19 protein-coding genes are annotated in these 22,052 nt (G+C 66.4%); 8 read left to right on the forward strand and 11 right to left on the reverse strand.

Annotation, left to right across the window (positions count from 1 at the left end; translation table 11 throughout):
• Window positions 1–95 precede the first annotated feature (95 nt).
• The gene (locus AUL32_RS17345) at window positions 96–1,463 is read left to right on the forward strand and encodes a chloride channel protein (RefSeq protein WP_062117640.1); all 1,368 of its coding nucleotides are present in this window, start codon (window positions 96–98) and stop codon (window positions 1,461–1,463) included.
• 90 nt (window positions 1,464–1,553) lie between these two features.
• Here the strand turns inward: AUL32_RS17345 and AUL32_RS17350 are convergent, their stop codons facing one another.
• Both AUL32_RS17350 and AUL32_RS17355 read right to left on the reverse strand, forming a co-directional pair.
• A complete protein-coding gene (locus AUL32_RS17350; protein WP_082659777.1) occupies window positions 1,554–3,650 on the reverse strand; it encodes a HAMP domain-containing methyl-accepting chemotaxis protein in 2,097 nt (698 codons plus the stop codon).
• A gap of 280 nt (window positions 3,651–3,930) precedes the next feature.
• Window positions 3,931–4,827, reverse strand: a complete 897-nt coding sequence (locus AUL32_RS17355) for a LysR family transcriptional regulator (protein WP_062117646.1) — start codon at window positions 4,825–4,827, stop codon at window positions 3,931–3,933.
• A gap of 108 nt (window positions 4,828–4,935) precedes the next feature.
• Here AUL32_RS17355 and AUL32_RS17360 point away from each other — a divergent pair, with 108 nt between their 5' ends.
• Genes AUL32_RS17360 through AUL32_RS17375 form a run of 4 tightly spaced genes read left to right on the forward strand, consistent with a single transcriptional unit; the run spans window position 4,936 to window position 8,682 of the window.
• Complete coding sequence (locus tag AUL32_RS17360; RefSeq protein ID WP_062117649.1) at window positions 4,936–6,018, forward strand: 4-oxalomesaconate tautomerase; 1,083 nt, start codon at window positions 4,936–4,938, stop codon at window positions 6,016–6,018.
• Between the two features lie 54 nt (window positions 6,019–6,072).
• Complete coding sequence (locus AUL32_RS17365; RefSeq protein ID WP_062117652.1) at window positions 6,073–7,074, forward strand: ABC transporter substrate-binding protein; 1,002 nt, start codon at window positions 6,073–6,075, stop codon at window positions 7,072–7,074.
• Between the two features lie 11 nt (window positions 7,075–7,085).
• Window positions 7,086–7,919, forward strand: a complete 834-nt coding sequence (locus AUL32_RS17370) for an ABC transporter ATP-binding protein (RefSeq protein ID WP_156421517.1) — start codon at window positions 7,086–7,088, stop codon at window positions 7,917–7,919.
• Entirely contained in the window at window positions 7,906–8,682 is a 777-nt protein-coding gene (locus AUL32_RS17375; RefSeq protein ID WP_062117657.1) for an ABC transporter permease, read from the forward strand. The genes AUL32_RS17370 and AUL32_RS17375 overlap by 14 nt, the downstream gene beginning before the upstream one ends.
• Before the next feature lie 399 nt (window positions 8,683–9,081).
• Here AUL32_RS17375 and AUL32_RS17380 read toward each other — a convergent pair whose 3' ends face one another.
• The gene (locus AUL32_RS17380; protein WP_062117660.1) at window positions 9,082–10,203 is read right to left on the reverse strand and encodes an NADH:flavin oxidoreductase; all 1,122 of its coding nucleotides are present in this window, start codon (window positions 10,201–10,203) and stop codon (window positions 9,082–9,084) included.
• A gap of 99 nt (window positions 10,204–10,302) precedes the next feature.
• Here AUL32_RS17380 and AUL32_RS17385 point away from each other — a divergent pair, with 99 nt between their 5' ends.
• Window positions 10,303–10,668, forward strand: a complete 366-nt coding sequence (locus AUL32_RS17385) for a winged helix-turn-helix transcriptional regulator (protein ID WP_061978376.1) — start codon at window positions 10,303–10,305, stop codon at window positions 10,666–10,668.
• 23 nt (window positions 10,669–10,691) lie between these two features.
• Here AUL32_RS17385 and AUL32_RS17390 read toward each other — a convergent pair whose 3' ends face one another.
• From AUL32_RS17390 to AUL32_RS17425, 8 genes are all read right to left on the reverse strand, one after another.
• Entirely contained in the window at window positions 10,692–11,105 is a 414-nt protein-coding gene (locus AUL32_RS17390) for a diacylglycerol kinase family protein (RefSeq protein ID WP_202814406.1), read from the reverse strand.
• A 112-nt stretch (window positions 11,106–11,217) separates the two neighbouring features.
• Entirely contained in the window at window positions 11,218–13,146 is a 1,929-nt protein-coding gene (locus tag AUL32_RS17395; protein WP_062117662.1) for a linalool dehydratase/isomerase domain-containing protein, read from the reverse strand.
• Entirely contained in the window at window positions 13,143–13,841 is a 699-nt protein-coding gene (locus AUL32_RS17400; protein ID WP_062117665.1) for a di-trans,poly-cis-decaprenylcistransferase, read from the reverse strand. The genes AUL32_RS17395 and AUL32_RS17400 overlap by 4 nt, the downstream gene beginning before the upstream one ends.
• 74 nt (window positions 13,842–13,915) lie before the next feature.
• The gene (locus AUL32_RS17405) at window positions 13,916–14,284 is read right to left on the reverse strand and encodes a winged helix-turn-helix domain-containing protein (RefSeq protein WP_062117684.1); all 369 of its coding nucleotides are present in this window, start codon (window positions 14,282–14,284) and stop codon (window positions 13,916–13,918) included.
• On the reverse strand, window positions 14,271–14,882 hold the full coding sequence (locus AUL32_RS17410) for a hypothetical protein (RefSeq protein ID WP_062117687.1): 612 nt from the start codon (window positions 14,880–14,882) through the stop codon (window positions 14,271–14,273). The genes AUL32_RS17405 and AUL32_RS17410 overlap by 14 nt, the downstream gene beginning before the upstream one ends.
• 1,157 nt (window positions 14,883–16,039) lie before the next feature.
• Complete coding sequence (locus AUL32_RS17415; RefSeq protein ID WP_062117690.1) at window positions 16,040–17,416, reverse strand: aminotransferase family protein; 1,377 nt, start codon at window positions 17,414–17,416, stop codon at window positions 16,040–16,042.
• 40 nt (window positions 17,417–17,456) lie between these two features.
• Window positions 17,457–18,248 carry an aldolase gene (locus tag AUL32_RS17420; protein ID WP_062117693.1) on the reverse strand — a complete coding sequence of 264 codons (792 nt, stop codon included), beginning with the start codon at window positions 18,246–18,248 and terminating at the stop codon, window positions 17,457–17,459.
• A 114-nt stretch (window positions 18,249–18,362) separates the two neighbouring features.
• Window positions 18,363–19,856, reverse strand: coding sequence for an aminotransferase-like domain-containing protein (locus AUL32_RS17425; RefSeq protein ID WP_062117696.1), 1,494 nt, complete (start codon window positions 19,854–19,856; stop codon window positions 18,363–18,365).
• Window positions 19,857–20,393: 537 nt separating this feature from the next.
• Here AUL32_RS17425 and AUL32_RS17430 point away from each other — a divergent pair.
• On the forward strand, window positions 20,394–21,284 hold the full coding sequence (locus tag AUL32_RS17430) for a transporter substrate-binding domain-containing protein (protein ID WP_082659779.1): 891 nt from the start codon (window positions 20,394–20,396) through the stop codon (window positions 21,282–21,284).
• 126 nt (window positions 21,285–21,410) lie between these two features.
• Entirely contained in the window at window positions 21,411–22,052 is a 642-nt protein-coding gene (locus AUL32_RS17435) for an amino acid ABC transporter permease (protein WP_062117699.1), read from the forward strand.

Here is a 22,052-nt window from a genome sequence, read left to right on the forward strand (position 1 = left end):
GGGAAATTCAGGAGCGCGGGCGACCACGGATCGCGCTCGACATCGGCGGCCAATCCCCGCATGAGGGGGCCGATCATCGCTTGTGAGTTTGCCGCATGCCGAACCTCGCCGGAACCCGATCCAGAATCCGCCGCGTGCCGATGCTTCGCCGATCCCGCGCGGTCTGGATGTCGAAGCGGGTCTGGCGCCCGCGCCTCGTGTTCTGGCTGGGCGCGCTGGCGGTGGGGCTGGTCAGCGTGGCCTTCGCGGAGATGGCGGACTGGGCGCAGCGGATGTTCGAGGCGATGGCCAGCCATCTCGGCCCGGCCGCCCTGCTGGTCGTGCCTCCCGCCGGCTTCGCGCTGTCGAGCTATCTCGCCCTGCGCTTCTTTCCCAATTCGGGCGGCAGCGGCATTCCCCAGGCCATCGCCGCGCGGCATCTGGAAAGCGACGCCGACCGGGGGCTTCTCCTGTCGCTGCGCACGGCGATGGGCAAGATCTTTCTCACCCTGCTCGGCCTCCTGTCCGGCGCCTCGATCGGGCGCGAGGGGCCGACCGTGCAGGTCGGCGCGGCGATCATGCTGGCGACGGGGCGTCTGGGCGGCATGGCGCACGCGCGCGGCCTCATCCTCGCCGGGTCGGCCGCCGGCATCGCGGCGGCCTTCAACACGCCGCTCGCCGGCATCGTGTTCGCGATCGAGGAGATGGGCCGCGCCTACGAGGCGCGCACCAACGGCCTCGTGCTCTCGGCGGTGGTTCTGGCGGGCCTCGCCTCGCTGGCGCTGACCGGCAACTACACCTATTTCGGCCGCACCGACGCGGACGTGGTGACGGCGAGCGGCTGGTTGCTGGTGGTCGCCTGCGGCGTTCTCGGCGGCGCGTTCGGCGCCATGTTCAGCGGCGGCGCGCTGGCGATCATGCGGCGGGTCCGGCGCTGGACCAAGGGCGCGCCCGCCCGGATCGTCGCTGTGGCTGCCCTGTGCGGCCTCGTCGTGGCACTCGCGGGACTTCTCTCGGGCGGAACGACCTATGGCACCGGCTACGAGCAGGCCCGCTCGGCCATCGAGGGCACGGCGCTGTCGCCCTTCTTCTTCCTCGCCAAGTTCGTGGCCGGGCTCGCCTCGATGGTGTCGGGCATTCCCGGCGGCATCTTCGCGCCCTCGCTGGCGGTTGGGGCGGGCCTCGGTTCGACGATTGGCCTCGCCTTCGGCCTCGGCTCCGGCCTGGCCGCGACGCTCGGCATGGCCGGCTATTTCGCGGGCGTCGTCCAGGCGCCGATGACGGCCTTCGTCATCATCCTGGAAATGACCGGCAATGCCGGCAATGTCGTGCCGGTGATGCTGGCCTCGCTTCTCGGCTTCGGCACCGCGCGCCTCGTCTCCGGCGCGCCGCTCTACCACAGCCTGTCGCGTAACTTCGTCGCCGACATCCTGCGCCATCGGCGCCTGATGGAGCAGAAGGGGAGCGCCGAGCCCAAGGGCTGAGCGCTCCGTGCGGCCGGGCGGCCCTCGGGTCGCCCGCACCCATCTTCCTGATCTTGATCGAAGATCGATCGCGAGACGCCTTGGGGAGGCTCAGGCGCTCAGGCGCTCGAAGTCGCTGGTGTCGTCTAGCGTCATGTCGAAGCCATTGGACGCGGCGGCAGGGGCGTTTGATGCGGTCGGCGCGTGCGAGACGGGCGCCGTCTTCGGCTTGGCGTAGGTGGCGCCGAAGGCCTGCACCTTGGCGCGCAGCTCGGCGACGTTGGCGGCCCGGTCGGCCTTGGCCACCTTGGCTGCGGCGGCCGCCTCCAGCTTGAAATGGCCCGCACTTTCTTCCAGGCGCCCCGCCTCGGCGGACAATTGGCTCGCCGTCGCCGCCATCTCGTTGGCCGCCCCGGCGTTGGACTGGGTCACCTGATCGAGTTGCTGGATCGCCTGGTTGATCTGGTCGATGCCGATCGATTGCTCCCGGCACGCCGCCGAAATCTCCGTCACCAGTTCCGCCGTGCGACGGATGTCGGGCACCAGCGCGTCCAGCATCTCCCCGGCCTCTTCCGAGGTCAGAAGCGTCTGCGTCGACAATTGCCCGATTTCCTGCGCGGCGATCTGGGAGCGCTCGGCGAGCTTGCGCACCTCCGAGGCGACCACCGCGAAACCCTTGCCATGGCTGCCGGCGCGGGCCGCTTCGATGGCCGCGTTCAGCGCCAGAAGGTCGGTCTGGCGGGCGATCTCCTGGATCACGGTGATCTTCTCGGCGATGGTGCGCATGGCGACCACCGAGGCGCCGACGGCCGCGCCCGACTTCTCGGCGTTCACCGAGGCCTGGGCTGCGATCTTCTCCGTGGTGCCGGCATTGTCGGCGTTCTGGCGCACATTGGCGCTCATTTGCTCGATCGCGGCCGAGGCCTGCTCGGAGGCGGCGGCCTGCTCGGTGGCGCCGGAGGAAAGCTGCTCGGCGGTGGCGGCGGACTGGGCCGAGCCGGACGAGACCTGGGCGGAGGATTCGCGGATCGCGACGATGGTCTCGTTCAGCTTGCCGCGCATCTGGCACATGGTGGTGAGGAGATCGCCGATCTCGTCGTTGTGCCTGACCTCGATCTTCTCGGAAATGTCGCCGTCGCCGATCTTGCGAGCGTGATGCTTGGCGAGGTTGAGGCCGCCCGAGATCGATCGCGCCAGCCAGATGGCGGCGCCCACGCCCATCAGGAGGGCGAGCGCGACCAGCACGATCATCGTCTCGCGAGTTGCCGTGAACTCGGTCTCGGTGTTCTTCGCCAGGGTCTGGGCAAAGGTCGTTTCTTCCGCGATCAGCTTATCGAGCTGGCCGAATATGACATACATGAGCGGGCGCGCTTCCGCCATGAACAGAGCGTTGGCGTGCTCGGCGTCGTTCGCGGTCCCAAAGGCGGCGATCTTCTGAATGACAGGCTTCAGGTGTTCCCAATTGCCACTCTGCTCGATGGCCGCGGCCGACAAGGGGGAGGTTTTCGCCTTCTCCACATAGGACGCGAACGCCTTGTCGAACGCGGCGATCTGGTTGTCCAGCGACTGTTTCGCGACCTGCAGGCGGGCATCGTCCTGCTCGGACAAGGCCGCCATCAGATTGTACATCATCTGCGGAAGGGAGAAACGGACCGCGATCAGAGCGCTTCGCAATTCGCTCGAGACACTCGGGTTGCCGTCGATCTTGCCGATCGTGTCCGTGAAATCGCCGGTGATCTCGTTGATCAACGGCACGGCCTCGCGAGCGTAAAGTTCGTTGGCGCGCGTCATGGAGTTGACCTGTGCAATGTCCATGATCTTGTCGATCATGACCTGCCAAGTCTTGAGATTGGCGATGACAGAATCGGCGACTTCCAACGCTGCGGGCGTCTCACCGCCCAAACCGGACTTGTAGTCGGCCAAAGCTTGGATTTCTTCGACAACGCCCTGGTCGATCTTCGATCGAAGATCCGCGATCTCCGCATCGTTTGTGATCGCCAGAAAGCGATTCATATTTCGACCCAGGCTGTGCATATTCTTCGCGGCGTCTTCTATGCGCTTGGTCTGTGCATAGGGACGGTCGATGAACGTCTGCATATTCTCGTTGGAAGACTGAAGGCTCAGAATACCGTAGTATCCAGCCGCCCCCATCATCCCCAGGACGCTGGCGAATGCTACACTGAGCTTCAGCTTGATGGACAGGCGCAATTCCACAACTCCCAGAGCAGACCTTTGCGAGATTTTTTCACGAAAATGTTGATAATGCGATAATAGTTAGTGCACCCTTTTGGTCAGGTTTTGACTGAGGAAGAGTTTCTATTGTACGTGGAGCTGACGGTTATTGTTGTTGGGGTGCTTCACCCGTCCAGCTCGGATGATATTACCTGAGGTTGGATAAAGCTGGGCGTCTCTGGTCGTCCGATGATCTTGCGACGGCTGGCTTTGCGGTGACAGGGCCCCGATCGGATGTGACAAGGCAAAGCTTCGCTTACTGCTTCCAGGTCTTGATCAGCATCTCGAGAAAGCGTTCAGAGGCGGGCGAAAGGCGGCCGCTCCGTCGCTGCACCAGGCCGATCGTGCGGGTGACGACGGGATCGACGATCGGCCGCGTGACGAGAAACGGGTGCTCACCTTGCGGGGTCGCCAGCTTGGGCAGAACTGAAATCCCCAGGCCCGCCTCCACCAGCCCCAGCGAGGTGTTGAGATGCGTCACCTCGTAGAACCAGTTCAGCCGCAGGTTGGCGCGGGCGAGCGTCGCGTCGAGAAGCGCCCGGTTGCCGCTTGACCGGTCCACCGTGATCAAGCGGTGGCCTTCGAGCTCCGGCCAGCGGATCACCTCCTTTTCCGCCAGCGGATGGTTCTTGCGCATCGCCAGAACGAACGGATCGTCGATCAGGGCTTCGAACGAAAGGTCGGGGTCGGAATTGCCCATGAGATTGATGCCGAACTCGACCTCGCCGCGCGCCACCGCCCGCAATCCGTCATTGGCCGTCAGGTCGAGAATCCGAAACCGGATGTGCGGGAATTCCTCGTTGAACCGGCGCACGACATTGGGAAGGAAGTAGAACGCCGCCGTCGGCAAACAGGCCATCGTGATCAGCCCGCGCCGCTGGCTGTTGGCGTCCTTCAGCGAGAAGAGCGAGGCGTCGAACTCCTCCAGCATGCGCCGCACCAGCGGCAGAAGCTCCTGCCCCGTGGCCGTCGCGGCGACGTGGCGCGTGGTGCGCTCCAGAAGCGGCGCGCCGATCGAGGCCTCCAGCTTCTGGATGCGGCGACTGAGCGCCGATTGCGACATGTGCAGCGCCTCGGCCGCGCGGTGGAAGCTCTCGAACTCCACCACGAGCTGGAACGCGCGCAGATCCAGGATCTCACAATTGATGTTCAAAACGCATTACTCCTCCCGATATTTGCATTTCACATTAGCTTCGTCCTTTGCCAAATTGCAACAGAACCACGGATTGATCCAGTGAGCGCATGAATGGGAGGGCTAGCGATGAACGACCTGATGCGGATCCCCTGCGTCTTGATGCGCGGCGGCACCTCTCGCGGTCCGTTTTTCCTGAGCTCCGACCTGCCGGCCGAGCCGGCGGCGCGCGACGCCGCGCTCCTGTCGATCATGGGCTCGGGCCATCCGCTGCAGATCGACGGGATCGGCGGCGGCAACCCGGTGACCTCGAAGGTCGCCATCATCGGCCCGGCGAGCGTGACGGACGCGGACGTGGACTATCTCTTCGCGCAGGTCCGCAACGACCAGCGGACCGTGGACTACGCGCCGAACTGCGGTAACATGCTGGCCGCCGTCGGGCCCTTCGCGATCGAGGCCGGGCTCGTTCCGGCCGCCGACCGGCAGACCCATGTGCGCATCCACAACGTCAACACCGGCAAGTTGATCGAGGCCAAGGTCCCGACCAGTGGCGGCCGCGTCACCTATCTCGGCGACGCCTCGATCGACGGCGTGCCGGGGCTTGCGGCGCCGATCGCGCTGACCTTCGTCGATGCCGCCGGGGGCAAGACCGGCAAGCTGCTGCCGACCGGCCTCGCCTCGGAGATCATCGATGGGGTCGAGGCGACCTGCATCGATTGCGCCATTCCCATGGTTCTCGTGCGCGCTGCCGATCTTGGCGTCACCGGCTGCGAGAGCGCCGCCGATCTCAGCGCCGACGCGGCGCTGGGCGCGCGTCTTGCCGCCATCCGCCTGGAGGCAGGAAGGCGGATGGGCATGGGCGACGTCGCCGACAAGGTGATCCCCAAGCCGGTCCTGATCGCGCCGCCCGCGCAGGGCGGAACGCTGGGCGTGCGCTATTTCATGCCGCACGAGTGCCACCCGGCCCTTGCCACCACCGGGGCCGTGGGCATCGCGACGGCCTGCGTCACGCCCGGTACGATCGCTTTCCAGGCGATCGGCGGGGCCGCCGTCCCCACGCGAATTTGTCTGGAACATCCGGGCGGACGTCTCGATGTCGAGCTCGAATTTCGTCAGGGTTCCATAGTAGCTGGCATCGTGAGAACCGCGCGTCGGTTGTTCGAAGGATTCGTCTTCGCCAAGCCCGCCGTCCGAATGGAACGGGCGGCCTGATCCAATCACCTGCCCGGCCGGGAGAGCCGGGTTCACTTTCCGGGAGGATATCTCATGCGTCGCATGCTTTTGGCTGCCGCAGCCGTGCTCGCACTCGTCGGCGCCGCCGACGCGCAGTCGGTCCGCATCAGCGTCGGCTCCTACAATCTCAACAATCTGCCCTTCCCGATCGCCGACGCGCTCGGCTTCTACGAGGCGGAAGGGCTGGACGTCACCACCGAGAATTTCGCGCAAGGCGGCTCGAAGGTCCTTCAGGCGCTGGTCGCGGGGTCCACCGACATCGCGGTCGGCTTCTACGATCACACGATCCAGATGCAGGCGCAGGGCAAGAGCGTCGTCGGCTTCGTCCAGCTGGCGCGCAATTCCGGCCTGGTTCTGGCAGGCACCAACGAAACCGATTTCGACCCCGCCAAGCCCGAGACGATCAAGGGCAAGAAGGTCGGCATCACCGCGCCGGGCTCCTCCTCGGACTTCTTCGTGCGCTACTATCTCCAGCGCCACGGCCTGTCGGAAAACGACGTGTCGATGATCGGCGTCGGCTCGGGCTCGGCGGCGGTCGCCTCGCTCCAGCAGGGCAAGGTCGATCTTCTCGTGAACTACGATCCCGCCGCGACGATCGTGGCGGAGCGGGGCCTGGGCAAGATCCTGATCGACGCGCGCTCGGACGCCGGCGCCGTGGATGTCTACGGCGGCATCTATCCGACCTCGGTTCTCTATGCCAGCCAGAGCTATATCGACAAGAATCCCGAGGTGATCCAGAAGGTCACCAACGCCACGGTCAAGGCCCTTCACTGGATGAAGGACCACAGCGCCGAGGAGATCGTCGACAAGCTCCCCTCCGACTTCGTGACCGGGGACAAGGCGACCTATGTGAAGGCCGTCGAGAACGCCAAGGCGATCTTCTCGCTGGATGGAACCTTCAAGACCGAGGATCTGCAGACCCCGCTCGCGGTGCTGAAGACGTTCAACGCCAGCGTCGAAAAGACCGACATCGACCTCTCCAAGACCTACACGAACGCCTTCGTGGAAAAGGTCGTGGTGCAGGCGTCGAACTGAGGGCCCCCGCCATGTCCGCCACCGTCAGAAAGCTCGCACCCGTGCCGAACGCCGACAACGGCCCCGCTCCTCCGTCCATGGTGACGATCGACCGGGTGACCATGGCCTTCGGCTCCTTCGTCGCCGTGGAGAATGTCGATCTGGAGGTTCGCGACGGGGAGTTCCTCGCCATCGTCGGGCCGACGGGCTGCGGCAAGTCCACGATCCTCAATGCCATCGCCGGCCTCCTGAAGCCCGCTTCGGGGCAGGTCGCCATCGACGGAAAGCCGGTCTCCGGCGTTCAGAACGACATCGGATATCTCTTCCAGCAGGACGCGCTCCTGCCCTGGAAGACGGCGATCGAGAATGTCGAGCTCGGCCTCCTGTTCCGGCAGGTCCCGGCTGGCGAGCGGCGCGCGAAAGCGCTGGCCTGGATGGAGAAGGTCGGGCTCAAGGGCTTCGAGGCCCGCTATCCCCACCAGCTCTCGGGCGGCCAGCGCAAGCGCGTGCAGATGGCGCAGGCGCTGATCACCGAGCCCAAGGTCATTCTGATGGACGAGCCGTTCTCGGCGCTCGACATCCACACCCGCCACCTCATGCAGAACGAGCTTCTGCGCCTGTGGCAGGAGGATCGCCGCGCCGTCGTGATGATCACGCACGATCTGGAAGAGGCGATCGCACTGGGAGACCGGGTCGTGGTTCTCGCCGCCGGCCCCAAGAGCCGCATCATCGAGAGCTTCCCGGTGGATCTGGCGCGGCCGCGCAATGTCGCGGAGATCAAGCTCGATCCCCGTTTCATGGACCTTTATCGCGACATCTGGGCGTCGCTTCGCGGCGAGGTGGAGAAGAGCTATGCGCGGCACTAACGTTCGCCTCATCCAACTCGCCCTTTTGGTCGTCGTCGTGGGCGGCTGGCAGCTCGGCGTCAGTGCCGGGATCATCGACCGGTTCTTCTTTCCCGCGCCGTTCGATATCGTCGGGCAGGTCGTGACCTGGGTCAGTGACCCCAGCTTCTACCAGCATGTCGGCATCACGCTCAGCGAGACCGTGCTCGGCTATGTCATCGGGACGGCCCTCGGCGTCGCCGCCGGCGTCTGGCTCGGCCTCAGCCCCTTCGCGGCTCGCGTGCTCGATCCGTTCATCAAGGGCTTCAACGCCATTCCCCGCGTCGTGCTGGCGCCGATCTTCGTGCTCTGGCTCGGGCTCGGCCTTTGGTCGAAAGTGGCCCTGGCGGTGACGCTCGTCTTCTTCGTCACCTTCTTCAACGCCATGCAAGGCGTGAAGGAAGTGAACCCGGTCGTTCTCTCCAACGCCAAAATCCTCGGCGCCACGCGCAAGGACCTGCTGCGCCACGTCTATTTCCCGGCGGCGGCGAGCTGGATCCTCTCGTCCCTACGCACCTCGGTCGGCTTCGCCGTGGTCGGTGCCATCATCGGCGAATATCTCGGCGCTTCGGCGGGCCTCGGCTACCTCATCGCCCGGTCGGAAGGCAATTTCGACGCGGTCGGCGTCTTCGCCGGCATCGTCATCCTGGCGGTCTTCGTCCTGATCATCGATCTCGTGCTGGACGTCGTGGAGCGCAAGCTCATCACCTGGCGCCCGAACGCGGGAGAAGAGCGCCCGGCCTGATACTAAGCATTCCAGATGTGAGTGACATGAACAGAGGCGGCCGGAAGGCCGCCTCGTTTTGTCTGCTGGGGCTGGTGCCGCACGACTGCAAACAGCCTGCGTGCCATGAGCACACGGCCTTTCGCTTGGGATGACCTTCGAGGCTTGCTATAGGCGGATAGCAAAACCCGGAGTGCCATCATGCTGGCCTCGCGACCACCATCCGAAGATCGAGACGCGTCTCAAGACCTTGACGAAGCGCATGGGGCGATGACTCCCAAACGCTTCGATCGGCTCCTGATCCGCGTCGTCGTCGGTTCCTTCACCTGGGCCGTGATGCTGCTACTCGTGTATGCGATCGAGCGGAGTTTCTAGGAAACTGTTCGAGACCCCGCCCGGTTCGTTCCGACGACTCCGGGGTCAAACGAGTTCGGCGAGAGCCTTGGCGTCGAAGCCGCGCAGGCCGGCGCTTTCGCCCGCGCGCACCTTCGCAACCCATTGCGGCTCCGTGATCAGCGCGCGGCCGACCGCGATCAGGTCGAACTCGTCCCGCTCCATTCGCTCGATCAGGCCGCCCAGCCCGACGCTCTCAGAGCTTTCGCCACCGAAGGCGGCCATGAAATCGCCGGACAGGCCGACCGATCCGACGCTGATCGTCCTGGCGCCCGTCAGCTTCTTAGCCCAGCCCGCGAAGTTCAAGCCGGTCTCGCCGTCGATCTCGGGGAACTCCGGTTCCCAGAACCGGCGCTGCGAGCAATGGAGAATGTCAACGCCGGCTTCCACCAGCGGCGCGAGCCAGTCTGTCATGAGGTCCGGCGTTTCGGCGAGGCGCACCGCGTAGTCCTGCTGCTTCCACTGGCTGACGCGCAGGATGATGGGAAAGTCCGGTCCCACCGCCGCGCGCACGGCCGAGACGATCTCGGCCGCAAGGCGCGAGCGCTCGCGCAGCGTGGCGCCGCCGTAGCGGTCGTCCCGCAGATTGGTGCCGGCCCAGAAGAACTGGTCGATCAGATAGCCGTGGGCGCCGTGGAGTTCGATCGTGTCGAAGCCGAGGCGCTTGGCGTCGGCGGCGGCCTTGGCGAAGGCCGCGACCGTATCGGCGATCGCCTCCTCGCTCATGGCCACGCCCCGCGCCACGCCCGGCGCGTCGAAGCCCGAGGGGCTCTCGACCGGCACGTCGGGCTCCCAGGACGTGAGGAAGCTCTTCACGGCGCCCGTGTGCCAGAGCTGCGGCCCCATGCGGCCGCCGGCGGCGTGAACGCCGTCGATGACGCCCTTCCAGCCAGCCAGCGCCGCCTCGCCATGAAAGAAGGGAATGCCGGGATCGTTGCGCGAGGCCGGGCGGTTCACCACCGTGCCCTCGGACAAGATGAGGCCGACGCCGCCTTCGGCCCTGCGCCGATAATATTCGGCATTGGCGGGGCCGGGCACGCCGCCGGGGGCGAAGGAGCGCGTCATCGGCGCCATGACGATGCGGTTGGGCAGATCGAGCGACCCGATCCGAATCGGGCGGAACAGGGTTTCGGTGGAGGAGGCGGACATACGCAAGGCTCCGTTGATCGTGACGGGCCTTAGGTATACTTTGTAGACCTAGCGTCAATTACGCACTCTCAGGCTCCCAGGTATACCGGAGGAAACCGAATGCCCGAATGCCAGCATTTCGCGGTGGACTGCCCCAGCCGCCTGCTCTTCGACCAGATCGCCGACAAGTGGTCGATGATGGTCCTGACCGTGCTGGACGCCGGGCCGAGGCGCTTCAATGCGATCAAGCGCCAGCTCGAAGGGGTGACGCAGAAGGCCCTGACCCAGTGCCTGCGCCGCCTGGAGCGAAACGGTCTGGTTTCGCGGCGGGTGATCCCGGTCTCGCCGGTGGCCGTGGAATACGAGATCACGCCGCTCGGCCGCTCGCTGCAGACGCCCTTCAAGGCGCTCTATGCCTGGACGCTGCAGAACATGGATGAGGTCGAGAGCGCGCGCCGGCGCTTCGACGGGCGCTTGGCGGCCTGAGCGGGATCGGTCACGGACGGCCCTCAGGCTAGGTTCTTGGCGACGACGAGAAGGCCGACGATCGCCGCCGTGACGGCCGCGAGGAGAACGGCGCCGGCGGCGACGTCCTTCGTCCGGCGCACGCTCTCGCTCCAGGCGGGGCAGACGACGTCGCAGAGATGCTCCATCGCCGTGTTCACGGCCTCCATGGCGAGAACGAAGCCGCAGGCAAGCGCCAGGATCATCCAGTCGGCGACGGTGATGGAAAGCGACCAGCCCACAGGAGCGACGACGGCGACGGCCAGGAGATGAAACCGGGCGTGCGGCTGGGTGGCGACCATATAGCCGATGCCCGAAAAGGCATGGCCGAAGCTCCCGATCCGCTTGCGCCAAATGGCTTGCAAGGCGGTCAGGGCCGGGGCGGGCGAAGTGGTCTTTCCAAGGTCAGGCGTGTTCACCGGTCCGGTCTCCAGTTCAATGGGTCTGTCCGCGTGCCGAACAGACGGCGGATCGCGCGCGCGAGGCCGAAGGCCGCGCCGAAGGCGAGGCCGGCCAGGATGCAGCAGGCCATCACGCGGCCTCGCGGATCGTGATGCGCCGCCGCTCGGTCAGGTGGAGGTCGATCGAGGCCCGCCCGTCCGGGCCGCTCGTGAAGGCGGAGGCGTCGTCGGAGCGCCGATAGACGCGCGACGGCCGCAGGCCGGCCAGATCCAGCGAAACACGCGCGGCGCCGGAGCCTGGAACCAAGGTGATGTCGAGTTGCCCCTCCGACGCAGCGGCTTTGGCGACCAGCGCCGCCGGGTAGGGGCAGGCGGAGATGTGAGGCGAGGTCTCGGCCCGGCTGGGGTCGACGGGATTCTGGACCAGATCGCGCAACCCGTCCTGGCGCCCGCACCGCGCCATGATCTCGAAAGCGTGCGACCAGATCGAGGCATCGGGGCGGTGTCCGGTCCCGCCCGATGTCGCCATGGGGTAGCGGGCGTCGAGCGCGCCCAGCATCGCCTCCGCGACCTCCTGGTCCCCCAGCTCAACCGCCGTGGCAGCCGCGCCGCAAAGACCGGCGATCCGGGTAAAGCGATAATTGCCGACATCGATCGGCCAGAATTGGCCGAGGCGCGCGCGAGTGCCGGCGCCCGTTTGCTCGATGAGATCGCCGCGCAGACGCTGCCAGTTCTCGGCGGCGAGGACGGGCAGGGTCGCGTTCAGAAAGAAGCTCGGCAGCAATTGCGTGAGCACGCCGCCGATGGCGGGCACGGCGAGCCCCGTATGGCTGGAGCGGCAGGTGACGAACCGCCCGCGACCATCCGTGAACTCGCTTCGCAGCATCGCCTGCTGGCGGGCGGCCATGCCGGCCCACACCCCCGAGCCGAACTGCGCATCATGCGCGGCGATGGCGGCGTAGCCGATGCTGTTGCAGACGGGAAAGAGCCAGTTCGGCTCGCAGGCGATCAGGCCGAAATCCGACCGGGCGTGTTGGCCCGCGATATTGCCGACCAGCGAGGGAAAATCCGCTTGGAACCTCCGGCCGGAGGGATGAATGAGCGAGAAGGCGCCCGGCACGCTGAAGCGCCTGTCGCCGGAGGCGGCCTGGAACAGGGCGATCTGCGTGGCGCAGAAACCGGTATACATGACGTTGTCGGCGGCGAACGGGTTCGGGTCGATCCGGCCGCGCCCCCAGAGGCTTTCCGCTGCCCAATAGCGCCAGACGCGGTGCGCTCGCGCCTTATCGATCAGGTTCGCCTGCGCGTCCGTGAGATAGGCCTGGAGGGCGGGCAGGTGGTTCCGCTGGATCATGGCGAGGGCGAAGCCGGCAAACTGCAACTGGTAGCGCAAGGCGGCGGACTGAAACGGATCGAGCCTTTCGAACCCGTCGAACCGGTCCAGCGGCTGCAAGGCGCGGTCGAGCAGAAAGCGCAGGCGCGCGAGATCGTCGTCGCCGAGTTCGCTGGGGGAGGCGGCTACTCGAACCAGGGGGCGCGCTGCCGGACGCTCCACCATGCCGGGCGTCGAAACCGGGACCGGGCGAAAGAAGGCGAGCCCCATCCCGGCCAGCCCCGCCGCCAGCGTGAGGCCGAGAACCGGCAGTCCGCCGCTCTCCGCCGCAAGGCAGCCGTGGTGGACGGCATAGAGCGACGCAGCGACGGCGGCGCCGAGCCAGACGGCGGGCGGCCCGAGCACGTTTCCGGTCGCGAAACAGAGAAACAGGGCGAGGCCGAAGGCGGCCGCCGACGCGCCGCCGATCCAGAGGGCCGTCATGTCCATGGCCGGCGCGGAAGCGCCGCAGATCACGAACCCGCCGCCGGGAAAGGCGAGCCCTAGCGCGAAGGCCTGCAACGCCGGAGAGGCGGAGACACTCCAGAGAAGGCTGGCGCCCGCCAGCACGAGACCCGCCACCAGCAAGCTCCGCCCGACCCGGCGGCGCGAGACCGGGCCGCGTGGGCCGAACCGCCGCGGCAGATCGAGGGCAGTCGGGTGCCCGGTTCGCTCCAAGCGGCTCACGCGGCGACCCTCTCGGCCGGCGCGGCGCCGAACCGGCGCTGCCGGCTGCGGAACTCCGCCAGGGCTTCGCGCAGGTGCCCGGGCTGGAAATCCGGCCACAGACGCGCCGTGAACAGGAGTTCGGCATAGGCGCATTCGTAAAGCAGGAAGTCGCTGAGCCGCTGCTCCCCGCCGGTTCTAATGACGAGATCCAATTCGGGCGCGCCGCCGGTGAGCAGGCGCGCGAACTCCTCCCGCGTCGTGTCCGACCGGGACCGGCGGGCGGCGTCGAGGATGGCGTCGCGGGAGGAATAGTCGAAGGCGATGCGCAGATGCAGCGCGCCGGCGCTCGCGGACCGCGCCTGCGCTTCCTCGATGCGTCGCGCCAGCGCTGGCGAGATCCGATCGCGGCGGCCGATCACGCTGAGGCGCACGCCCATAGCCACGAGGGTCTCGATCTCCTCGGCCAGATAGGATTTCAGCAGCGTCATCAGCACGGCGACCTCGGCGGGCGGGCGCTTCCAGTTGTCGCCGGAAAAGGCGTAGAGCGTCAGCGTGCCGACGCCCATGTCCTTCGCCGCCTCGACGATCGGCCGGATGGCGCGCACCCCGGCGCGGTGGCCCTGGCTGCGCGAAAGGCCGAGCCGCGTCGCCCATCGCCCGTTGCCGTCCATGATGATGCCGGCATGGATTTTGCTGTCGAGAGTGCTTTGCATTGCAAAGTCCTTGGATAAATGAATGGGCGGAGCAGGTCCGACGGCAAAGCGTAGCCGCTTCGCCGAGAAAAGCTCTAAGCGGGTTTGACCGAGAGATCGGAAGGGCTGCGCTTGGACGCGGCGGCGGCATCGCGCACGACCTGTTCCAGGATGGCGAGATAGTCGAGAAAGCTCTCGCGCCCCTTGTCGGTCAGGACGCAGGTCGTCACCGGTCGCTTTCCCGAAAAGCTCTTGTCGATGCGCACGAAGCCGGCTTCCTCCAGCACTTGGAGATGGCGGCTGAGATTGCCGTCGGTCAGCCCGCAGAGACGCTTGAGATCGGCAAAGCCCAAGCCCTTAGGCTGGCCGGCCAGCGAGGTCATCACGCCGAGCCGGGCCTTTTCGTGGATGACGCGATCGAGCCCGTCATAGGCGAAGGGGGCGGGCGCTTCAGATTTCGTCATAGCCATTCTCCGCCGCACGACGAACCACCAGGGCGAGGATGGTCTGGCCGATCGCGAAGGGAAGCGCCATGGCCCAGGGCGACAGCTCTCCCGGCCGCGCCGCCATCATCATCATCACGCCGAAACCGCAGACGAAATACCACGCGGCACCAAGCACGGCGCCTTTGGGAAGCGAGGGCGCGGCGGCGAAGACGCCGAGCCCCACCAGCACTTGCCAAAGGCCGGGGATCAACCAGGCGCTGTCCGGGGAGAAGCGGCCGATCACGGCGGCGAACACGCCGCCCGCGACCCCGGCGGGAAGAAAATGCTGGATGGCCTGATGCAGCATCGCGTCGGCGAGGCCGCCATGGGTGCGGCCCGTGCGCACGACCGTCTCCGCCGCGATCAACGCGGCGCAGAGGATCGCGGCCACGATCCAGGCCACGAAGAAGGCCAGCGGCGTGCCGGGCGGAAACACGCTCTGGAGCGTCGCGGTGGCGAGCGCGACGAGCGCCGTCGCCCCGAGCGCGAGCGGCCCGAACCCTCTGAACACGGTCCCGGCCGCCATCCGCCGGCGGATCGCCTCGATATCGGCCAGCGCGTCCTTCAGTTCAGACATCCTATCCCCCGAACACTTTATGATGCAAAGCATACTGCAATGCCAATTGAACGCAAGTGTCTGGTGTGGGCGATATGCGTTGAGATTCGGCGTCGCGGTCCGGGAAGGGATGCAGGCCTGGGCGAAGGAAAGCAGGGCCGGGGAGGGCTATGACCACGACTAGGGGAGGCGGGAGAGGTTGGCGGAAGGCCGCCGCTGAAAGGCCCTAATCGACGTTGCGCGACGGAGCGAGCCGCACAGACACGCCGTCGATCTTGCGCTCGACCGCAGACACTGTGCTGCCGACGGAACACGGGCGTCGCGTCCTGCCTCGCCCCGGCGCTTCAGGGCTCGGTGCCGCGACCACCAACGGCACGAAGCGCTGCTCCGTGGCTGGCTTTGATGCCAGCAAGAAAGGCGAGTGTCGATCGGCGTCCTTCACCGTTCCGCGAAGCTGGCGACGCCAAGTGAAGAGCTGGGAATGGGCGAGCGCATGGCAATGCGCGAGCGCGCCGACGGCCCGAGCGCACCTCGAACCGACGAACTGGCTCCGTGCCAGCATCGGCGCATGACATCGACATGGCTCCAAGCCCTCCTGCGACGGGAAGGGCAAAGACTCGACCCCTATAGCACCATCGGCAAGGTGCCGCCGGAACGACCCTTACGACGCTGGCTGGGGGCAAAGAGATGTAGCCCTCGCTGGCATCGCTACGGGTTGGCGCGGAACGGCCGCCTCCAAAAATATGGCAGTGGCCGTTCCAACGACTGGGCGGGGTGGTTTTCGGACGGTCCCCTTTCGGGCGGGAACCAGCGTAAGCTGCCATTCGTGGCCGCTATCGTCCCGTAAGTGAGATCGCTTCGAGGTTACGGGCGGACCGAATGAGTTCGGTCACAGGATATTGGCGATGAGAAGTTTGACACACTGCTTTCCCATGGTCGAGGTCATGCGCACTTTCGGACTTTGGTTGAAGGGTCGTGGCGCCCGTCAGGAACCCGTCGTCGTTACGACGTGAAGGACGCGCCACGCCGCAGTCCGCATCGAAAGAAACGCGATAGAGCGTAGAGATCGATCGAAATGGACGGGATGAATCAACAAAGACGACGACGCTATTGTCGACTCAAACCCGAACGACTGAATGGCTAGTCTCACGAGCTTGAAGTGACCCGCCAGTAGCCGCTCAAGCGAATACCACCGAGAGCGCCCCGTCGATCGCGGTGGTGATCGCGTCGATGTCGGCCGCAGTCGCGACAAGTGCAGGGGCGAGACAAAGGACGTTGTTCAGCCCTGGCACCGAGCGGTTGGAGGCGCCGATCATCACGCCGCGCGCCGTGGTCTCGGCGATCACCCGCGCGATGCTCTTCTCGTCCACCGGTTCCTTGGTCGCGCGGTCCTTCACCAGTTCCGCGCCTTGGAAAAGTCCCATTCCGCGCACGTCGCCGATCACGGCGTGCTTGTCCTTCAGGGCCACCAGATTGGCGCGAAGGCGGGCTCCCATGGCGAGGCAGTTTTCGAGGAGATGCTCGTCCTCGATGATGCGCATGTTCTCGAGCGCAGCCGCCGGCCCGCCCGCGCAGCCGCCGAAGGTCGAGATGTCGCGGAAATGGGCCATCGGATCGGCCCCGTCCTTGAACATCTCGAACACCGCTTCGGTCGTCACGGTGCAGGAGATGGCCGCGTAGCCCGAGGCGACGCCCTTGGCCATGGTCACGAAGTCCGGCCGGATGCCGAAGTTCTGGTAGCCGAACCAAGTGCCGGTGCGACCGAGGCCGCAGACCACCTCGTCGATATGGAGGAGGATGTCATACTTGGCGCAGATGTCCTGCACGCGCGCCCAATAGCCCTCAGGCGGCACGATCACGCCGCCACCCGCCGTGATCGGCTCCAGGCACAGGAGGCCGACCGTCTCCGGCCCTTCGCGCAGAATGACCTCTTCGATGGCGTCGGCCGCGCGCTCGCCGTAGTTCTCGACATCCCACTGCTTGCGGTACTCCATGCAGTGGGGAACCATGACGAAGCCATCGGGATAGGGGCCATACATGGCCGCGCGCTCCGGCTGACCGCCTGCGGCGAGCGTGCCGATCGTGGTGCCGTGGTAGTCGCGCTCGCGGTACAGGATCTTCCATTTGTTTCCGCCGTGATGGCGCTGCGCGATCTGGCGCACCATCTTGAAGACCTTCTCGTTGGCCTCGGAGCCGGAATTGTTGAAGTAGACGCGCGACAGGCCCGGCATTTTCTCGAGAAGCTTTTCGGCAAAGAGCGCGGCCGGGATCGAGCCCGCCGACTGGGCGAAATAGTTCATGCGTACGAGCTGGTCGCGCACGGCGTCCGCGATCGAGGTCCGGCCATAACCGACATTCACGGTCCAGACCCCGCCGGACAGTGCGTCGATATACTCCCGGCCCGCCGCATCCCAGACCTTCAGGCCCTTGCCCTCGACGATGATGCGCGGATCGTTCGTCTCCAGCGGCTTGTGCTGGAGCATATGGTGCCAGACATGCCGGCGGTCGGCTTCAATGATGGGGCGCAGGTCGTTGGGCTGAGGAACGGCGTTCATGGCGTGGCCTTCCGGAAAGCGGGAGAGGGAGGGACTGTCGTCAGTGCATGAAGTCGGGTTCGGAGCGGGCGAGCTGACGCTTGACGCTCTCGAGATGCAGCCGCGCGCTTTCCGGGTCGCCCTCGCGCATCTGGCGATAGGCGCGCTCGGCGATGGCGGGCGCGATGGGCTTCAGCGGGCGGCCGAGCGACATGGCCTTCACCTGCACCTCGGCGGCGCGCTCGAGATAATAGAGATCGTCGAAGGCCTCGGCGATCGTCGGCCCGAGCACCATGACGCCGTGGTTCTTTAGGAAGACGATGTCGGCCTCGCCGATCGTGCCGGCGATGCGCTGGCCCTCGCTCTCGTCGAGCGCGAGGCCGTTGTAGTCCTCGTCGACGGCCGTGCGACCGTAGAACTTGAGGGCCGTCTGTCCGGCCCAGACGAGCGGCGGGCCCTCCGTCATGGCAAGCGCCGTCGCATTGGGCATATGGGTGTGGAAGGCGGCCGTCGCGCGGGGCAGCGCCTTGTGCAACTGGGCGTGGATGTAGAAGGCCGTCGCCTCCGGCTGGCCCTCGCCTGCGATCACATGTCCCGCGAAGTCGCAGATCAGGAGTTTGGAAGCGCTGATCTCGGCGAAGGCCCAGCCGTAGGGGTTGACGAGGAAAAGATCGTCATGGCCGGGCACCACCGCCGAGAAATGGTTGCAGATGCCCTCCTGAAGCCCGAGCCGGGCCGCCATTCGGAAGCAGGCGGCCAGATCGATCCGGGCCTGCCGCACGGCCTCAGTGTCGAGCGACTGGTTGCGGATCAGCGCTGGAGCGTCGGACTGGACGGTGAATTCGTGGGCCAAGGCGGGTCGTCTCCTGAAAGGCGTTGGATGCGGCAGGCGAGGCCGCCTTCGCCGAACGGACGGTTCGGCGGCGATACGGTGTGGACGGATCAGGGCGACTCGCCCGGTTGATGGTCAGATGCGGTCCAGGGACTGCGCGAGAAGCTCGACCCCCTTGCCGATGCGGTCGGCCTCGATGGCGTTGAAGCCGAGGCGCATGAAATTGGTGGGGGCCGCGCCCTCGAAGAAGAACTGCTCGCCATACTCGAAGACGACGCCCTGGCGCGCGGCGGCCCAGGCGAGCTTTCGCGTGTCGATCGCGCCGGGCGCCGCGAGCCAGAAGGCGCTGGCCGTCGGCGAGCCGATCTGGCGGCACGCATCGAGGTCGCGGCTCAGCGCCGTGTGGAGGAGATCGCGCCGGCGGGCATGCTCGGCGCGGAAGGACCGCAGATGCGCGTCGTAGTACCCCTGCGCCAGGAACTCGCCCATCATGCGCTGGTTGTTGAGCGGCGGATGGCGGTACATCAGCCGGCGCAGCGACCGCAGTTCGTCCACCAGCTCCGCATCGGCGACGAGGTAGCCGAGCCGCAGACCCGGCGAGAAGGGCTTCGACAGGCTGCTGAGATAGATCACGCGCCCACCGGCATCGCCCGCCTTGATCGCCGGAAGGGCGTCGCGATCGAGGTTGAGCTCGGCGTCGTAGTCGTCCTCGATCAGGATCTGGTCGTTGCGGCGGATGTCGTCCATCAACCGGTCGCGCCGCTCGGAGCTCATCACGATGCCGGTCGGCACCTGGTGGCTCGGCGTCAGGTAGACATAGTCGCACTCGGCCATGCGGGGCGCGAGCACGATGCCGTCCTCGTCCATCGGGTGGAGTTGCACATCGGCGCCGTGCAGTTCGAAGATCGACAGCGCATCGCGAAAGCCCGGCGTCTCCATCGCCACGCGCGTCTGGCCGTTCATGAGAAGGGCGGCGATGAGATAGAGCGCGTTTTGCGAGCCGAGCGTGACGAGGATCTCGTTGGGCTTGGCCCAGATGCCGCGTTTCGGAAGCACGCGTGTGCGCAACTGCTCCACCAGCATGTCGTCGTCGCGGTCGAACCGGTCGTGCAGCCAGGACGGCGCGGTCTCGCGGCGCAGCGCCTTGCGCGAGGCCTCGCGCCAGCGCTCCAGCGGGAACAGGTCGCGCATCGGCTGGCCGTAGACGAAAGGATAGGGGAAGCGCGCCCAGTCCTGCGGCCGGAAGACGCCCGACGTCATGCCGGGCCGGAGCTTGAAGCGCCGCTCCCAGTCTGGCGCGCCGGCCTCGCTCGCCTCCGCCCCGGCGTCTTCCTCGCCCTCCGATGCGTGGCGGCCCGCTGCCGCGGCTGGCCCTTCGGCATAGGCGGGATGCAGGAAGAAGCCGCGGCGCGGCTGGCTGACGATATAGCCGCTGTCGAGAAGGCTCTCGTAGACGAGGTTCACGGTGTTGCGGGAAACGTGCAACTGGTCCGCCAGCTTGCGGCAGGACGGCAGTGGCTCACCGGCCGGAAAGCCGCCGCCGAGGATCGCGGAGACCAGTGCCTCGCGCAGCTGTTCCTGCAATCCACGCCCCGCCTCGAAGCGGACGGGGAGGAAGTGGTCGATCATCTCTGGCTCCGCATCACCTGCGGAGGAAAAGCATGCAAAAACCGCGCCAGCCCGCCAGATCCCAAGCGTCGTGCTTGACACCTGCCGGAAGCGTGCATGGCGGGCTCCACGTTCGGTCCGCCGAGGATTTGGGCAGCGGGGCGGGGGCGCTCCCGGCTCGGAGGCGCCCAGACTGCCTGCAGGATGTGCAGCATGCATGGGTCAAGGTCCTGTCCCGCAACCGGCGGGATGTGATCGTGCAGGCAGCAATCCCCCGTCTCCAGGTGTCGCCGCCGGTTGTCCGCGATCCTAGGAGCGGGATTTTGTCCGGCGATAGGACCAGTTTCGTCGGCGGTTGGGGCCAGAGCGACATCTGAATGCAGGAGAACCCTGCCGTGCGCGGCGCCGGGACAGTGCGACGCAACCTGACACGAGCGCATTGCAAAACTGGTCCTATCGCTGTCGGAATAGGCATTCCTATGATCCGCTCATTCCGGCAGCACTTCCCTCGACCTGCCGCCCGCTTTCCCAGAGCGTTTCGAAGAACAGGAGCCCCCGATGCCGAAGACGACGATGGCGAACGCCGTGAGGCCGTTGAATCTCCTGCGCGGGCTTGCCTTGGCAGGGGCCGTTCTGTCGTCCCTGTCCACCGCCCACGCCGACATGGCCGACATCAAGGCCAAGGGCGCCATGACGGTGGCGACGGAAGACGACTACGCCCCGTTCAACTTCATCGTCGACGGCCAGCCGGAAGGCTTCCACAAGGAACTTCTGGAAGACCTGCAGGCCTTCGCGAAGAGCCAAGGCGTCGAGGTCCGCCAAGAAATCCTGCCCTGGACCGGCCTCCTGGCTTCGGTCTCGTCGGGCCAGTACGACATGGCCTTCACCGGCGCGCTGGTCACTGACGACCGGCTTCGCGTCTTCAACTTCGCCCCGCCCTTCGCCTCGGCCCAGCATTTCTACGTAAAGCGCAAGGGTGACGAGCGGATCGGCGACATCGCCAGCCTCTGCGGCAAGACGGTGGGCCTCCAAGCCGGCAGCGCGCTCCTGGCCCGCCTGCCGGAGCTCAAGAAGATGATGGCGGACAAGAGCTGCGAGATCGGCGAAGTCGTAGAGTACCAGTCCTATCCGGAGGCCTATGCGGACCTTGCCAACGGTCGCCTCGACTACGTCGTCAACGCGCTGATCTCGATCAACGATCTCGTCAAGAATCGCGGCGACGTGTTCGAGAAGGGCATCGCCGTTTCGGGCGCGGGCTTCGCGGCCTGGCCGATGCCGAAGGAAAGCCCCGAACTTCTCGAATTTGCAACGGCCTTCATGAAGGAGGTCCGCGACAATGGCAGGCTGGCGGCCCTTCAGGCGAAGTGGTTCGGCGAAGCGTTCCCCGACCTGCCGACCGAACCGGTCACGGAGGTCGATCAGTTCCATAAGCTGGCCGGCCTGAACTGAGGCCATCGGCCGCCGCCGCCCGCCGCCGGCGCATCGCGCGGCGGCGGCAAGCTTCGCCCTCCCGGGGCAGCCGCGCCCACCGGGCGACCGGCCCCGATCCGGCCCTTCAAGCGACGACGAGCGGACATGACGCAAAAAGCCTGGCTACTGCTTCTGGAAGGCGCCTGGGTCACGCTTTGGATCTCAGGCGTGTCCATCGCTCTCGGCCTTGTCATCGGCCTGGCCATCGCACTCGTGCGCGCCGCCAAAATCCCCGTGCTCGATCAGGTGCTCGCGATCTATACGAGCCTTGCCCGCGCTACACCGCTCGTCACCCTGGCGCTCTTTCTGTTCCTGGCCGCACCCCGCTTCGGCATGCCGCTCGACCGCACGGCGGCGGCGATCCTCGCGCTGACGCTCAACACGACCGCCTTCAACGCCGAAATCTGGCGCACCGCCTTCCTCAACTTCTCGCGCGAGCAACGCGAGGCGGCGCTCGCCTGCGGCATGACGCCCGTCACCTTCTTCCGACACATCATGCTGCCGCAGATGATCACGACCAGCCTGCCGGGCCTCGTCAACGAGATGTCGTTTCTCGTCAAAAGCAGCCCGGCCATCGCCATCATCGGCCTCGTCGATCTCACGCGCGTCACCAACCGCATCAGCGCCGTGACCTACCAGCCGCTGCCGCCCATCCTCGCCGCCGGACTTCTCTACATGATCATTATCGGCATTCTCATCAAACTGCAGTCGCTGGCCGAGCGGAAGGCCAACCGGCTGGCGATGTAG

The organism is Aureimonas sp. AU40, from assembly GCF_001463785.1.
Classification (GTDB): Bacteria; Pseudomonadota; Alphaproteobacteria; order Rhizobiales; family Rhizobiaceae; genus Aureimonas.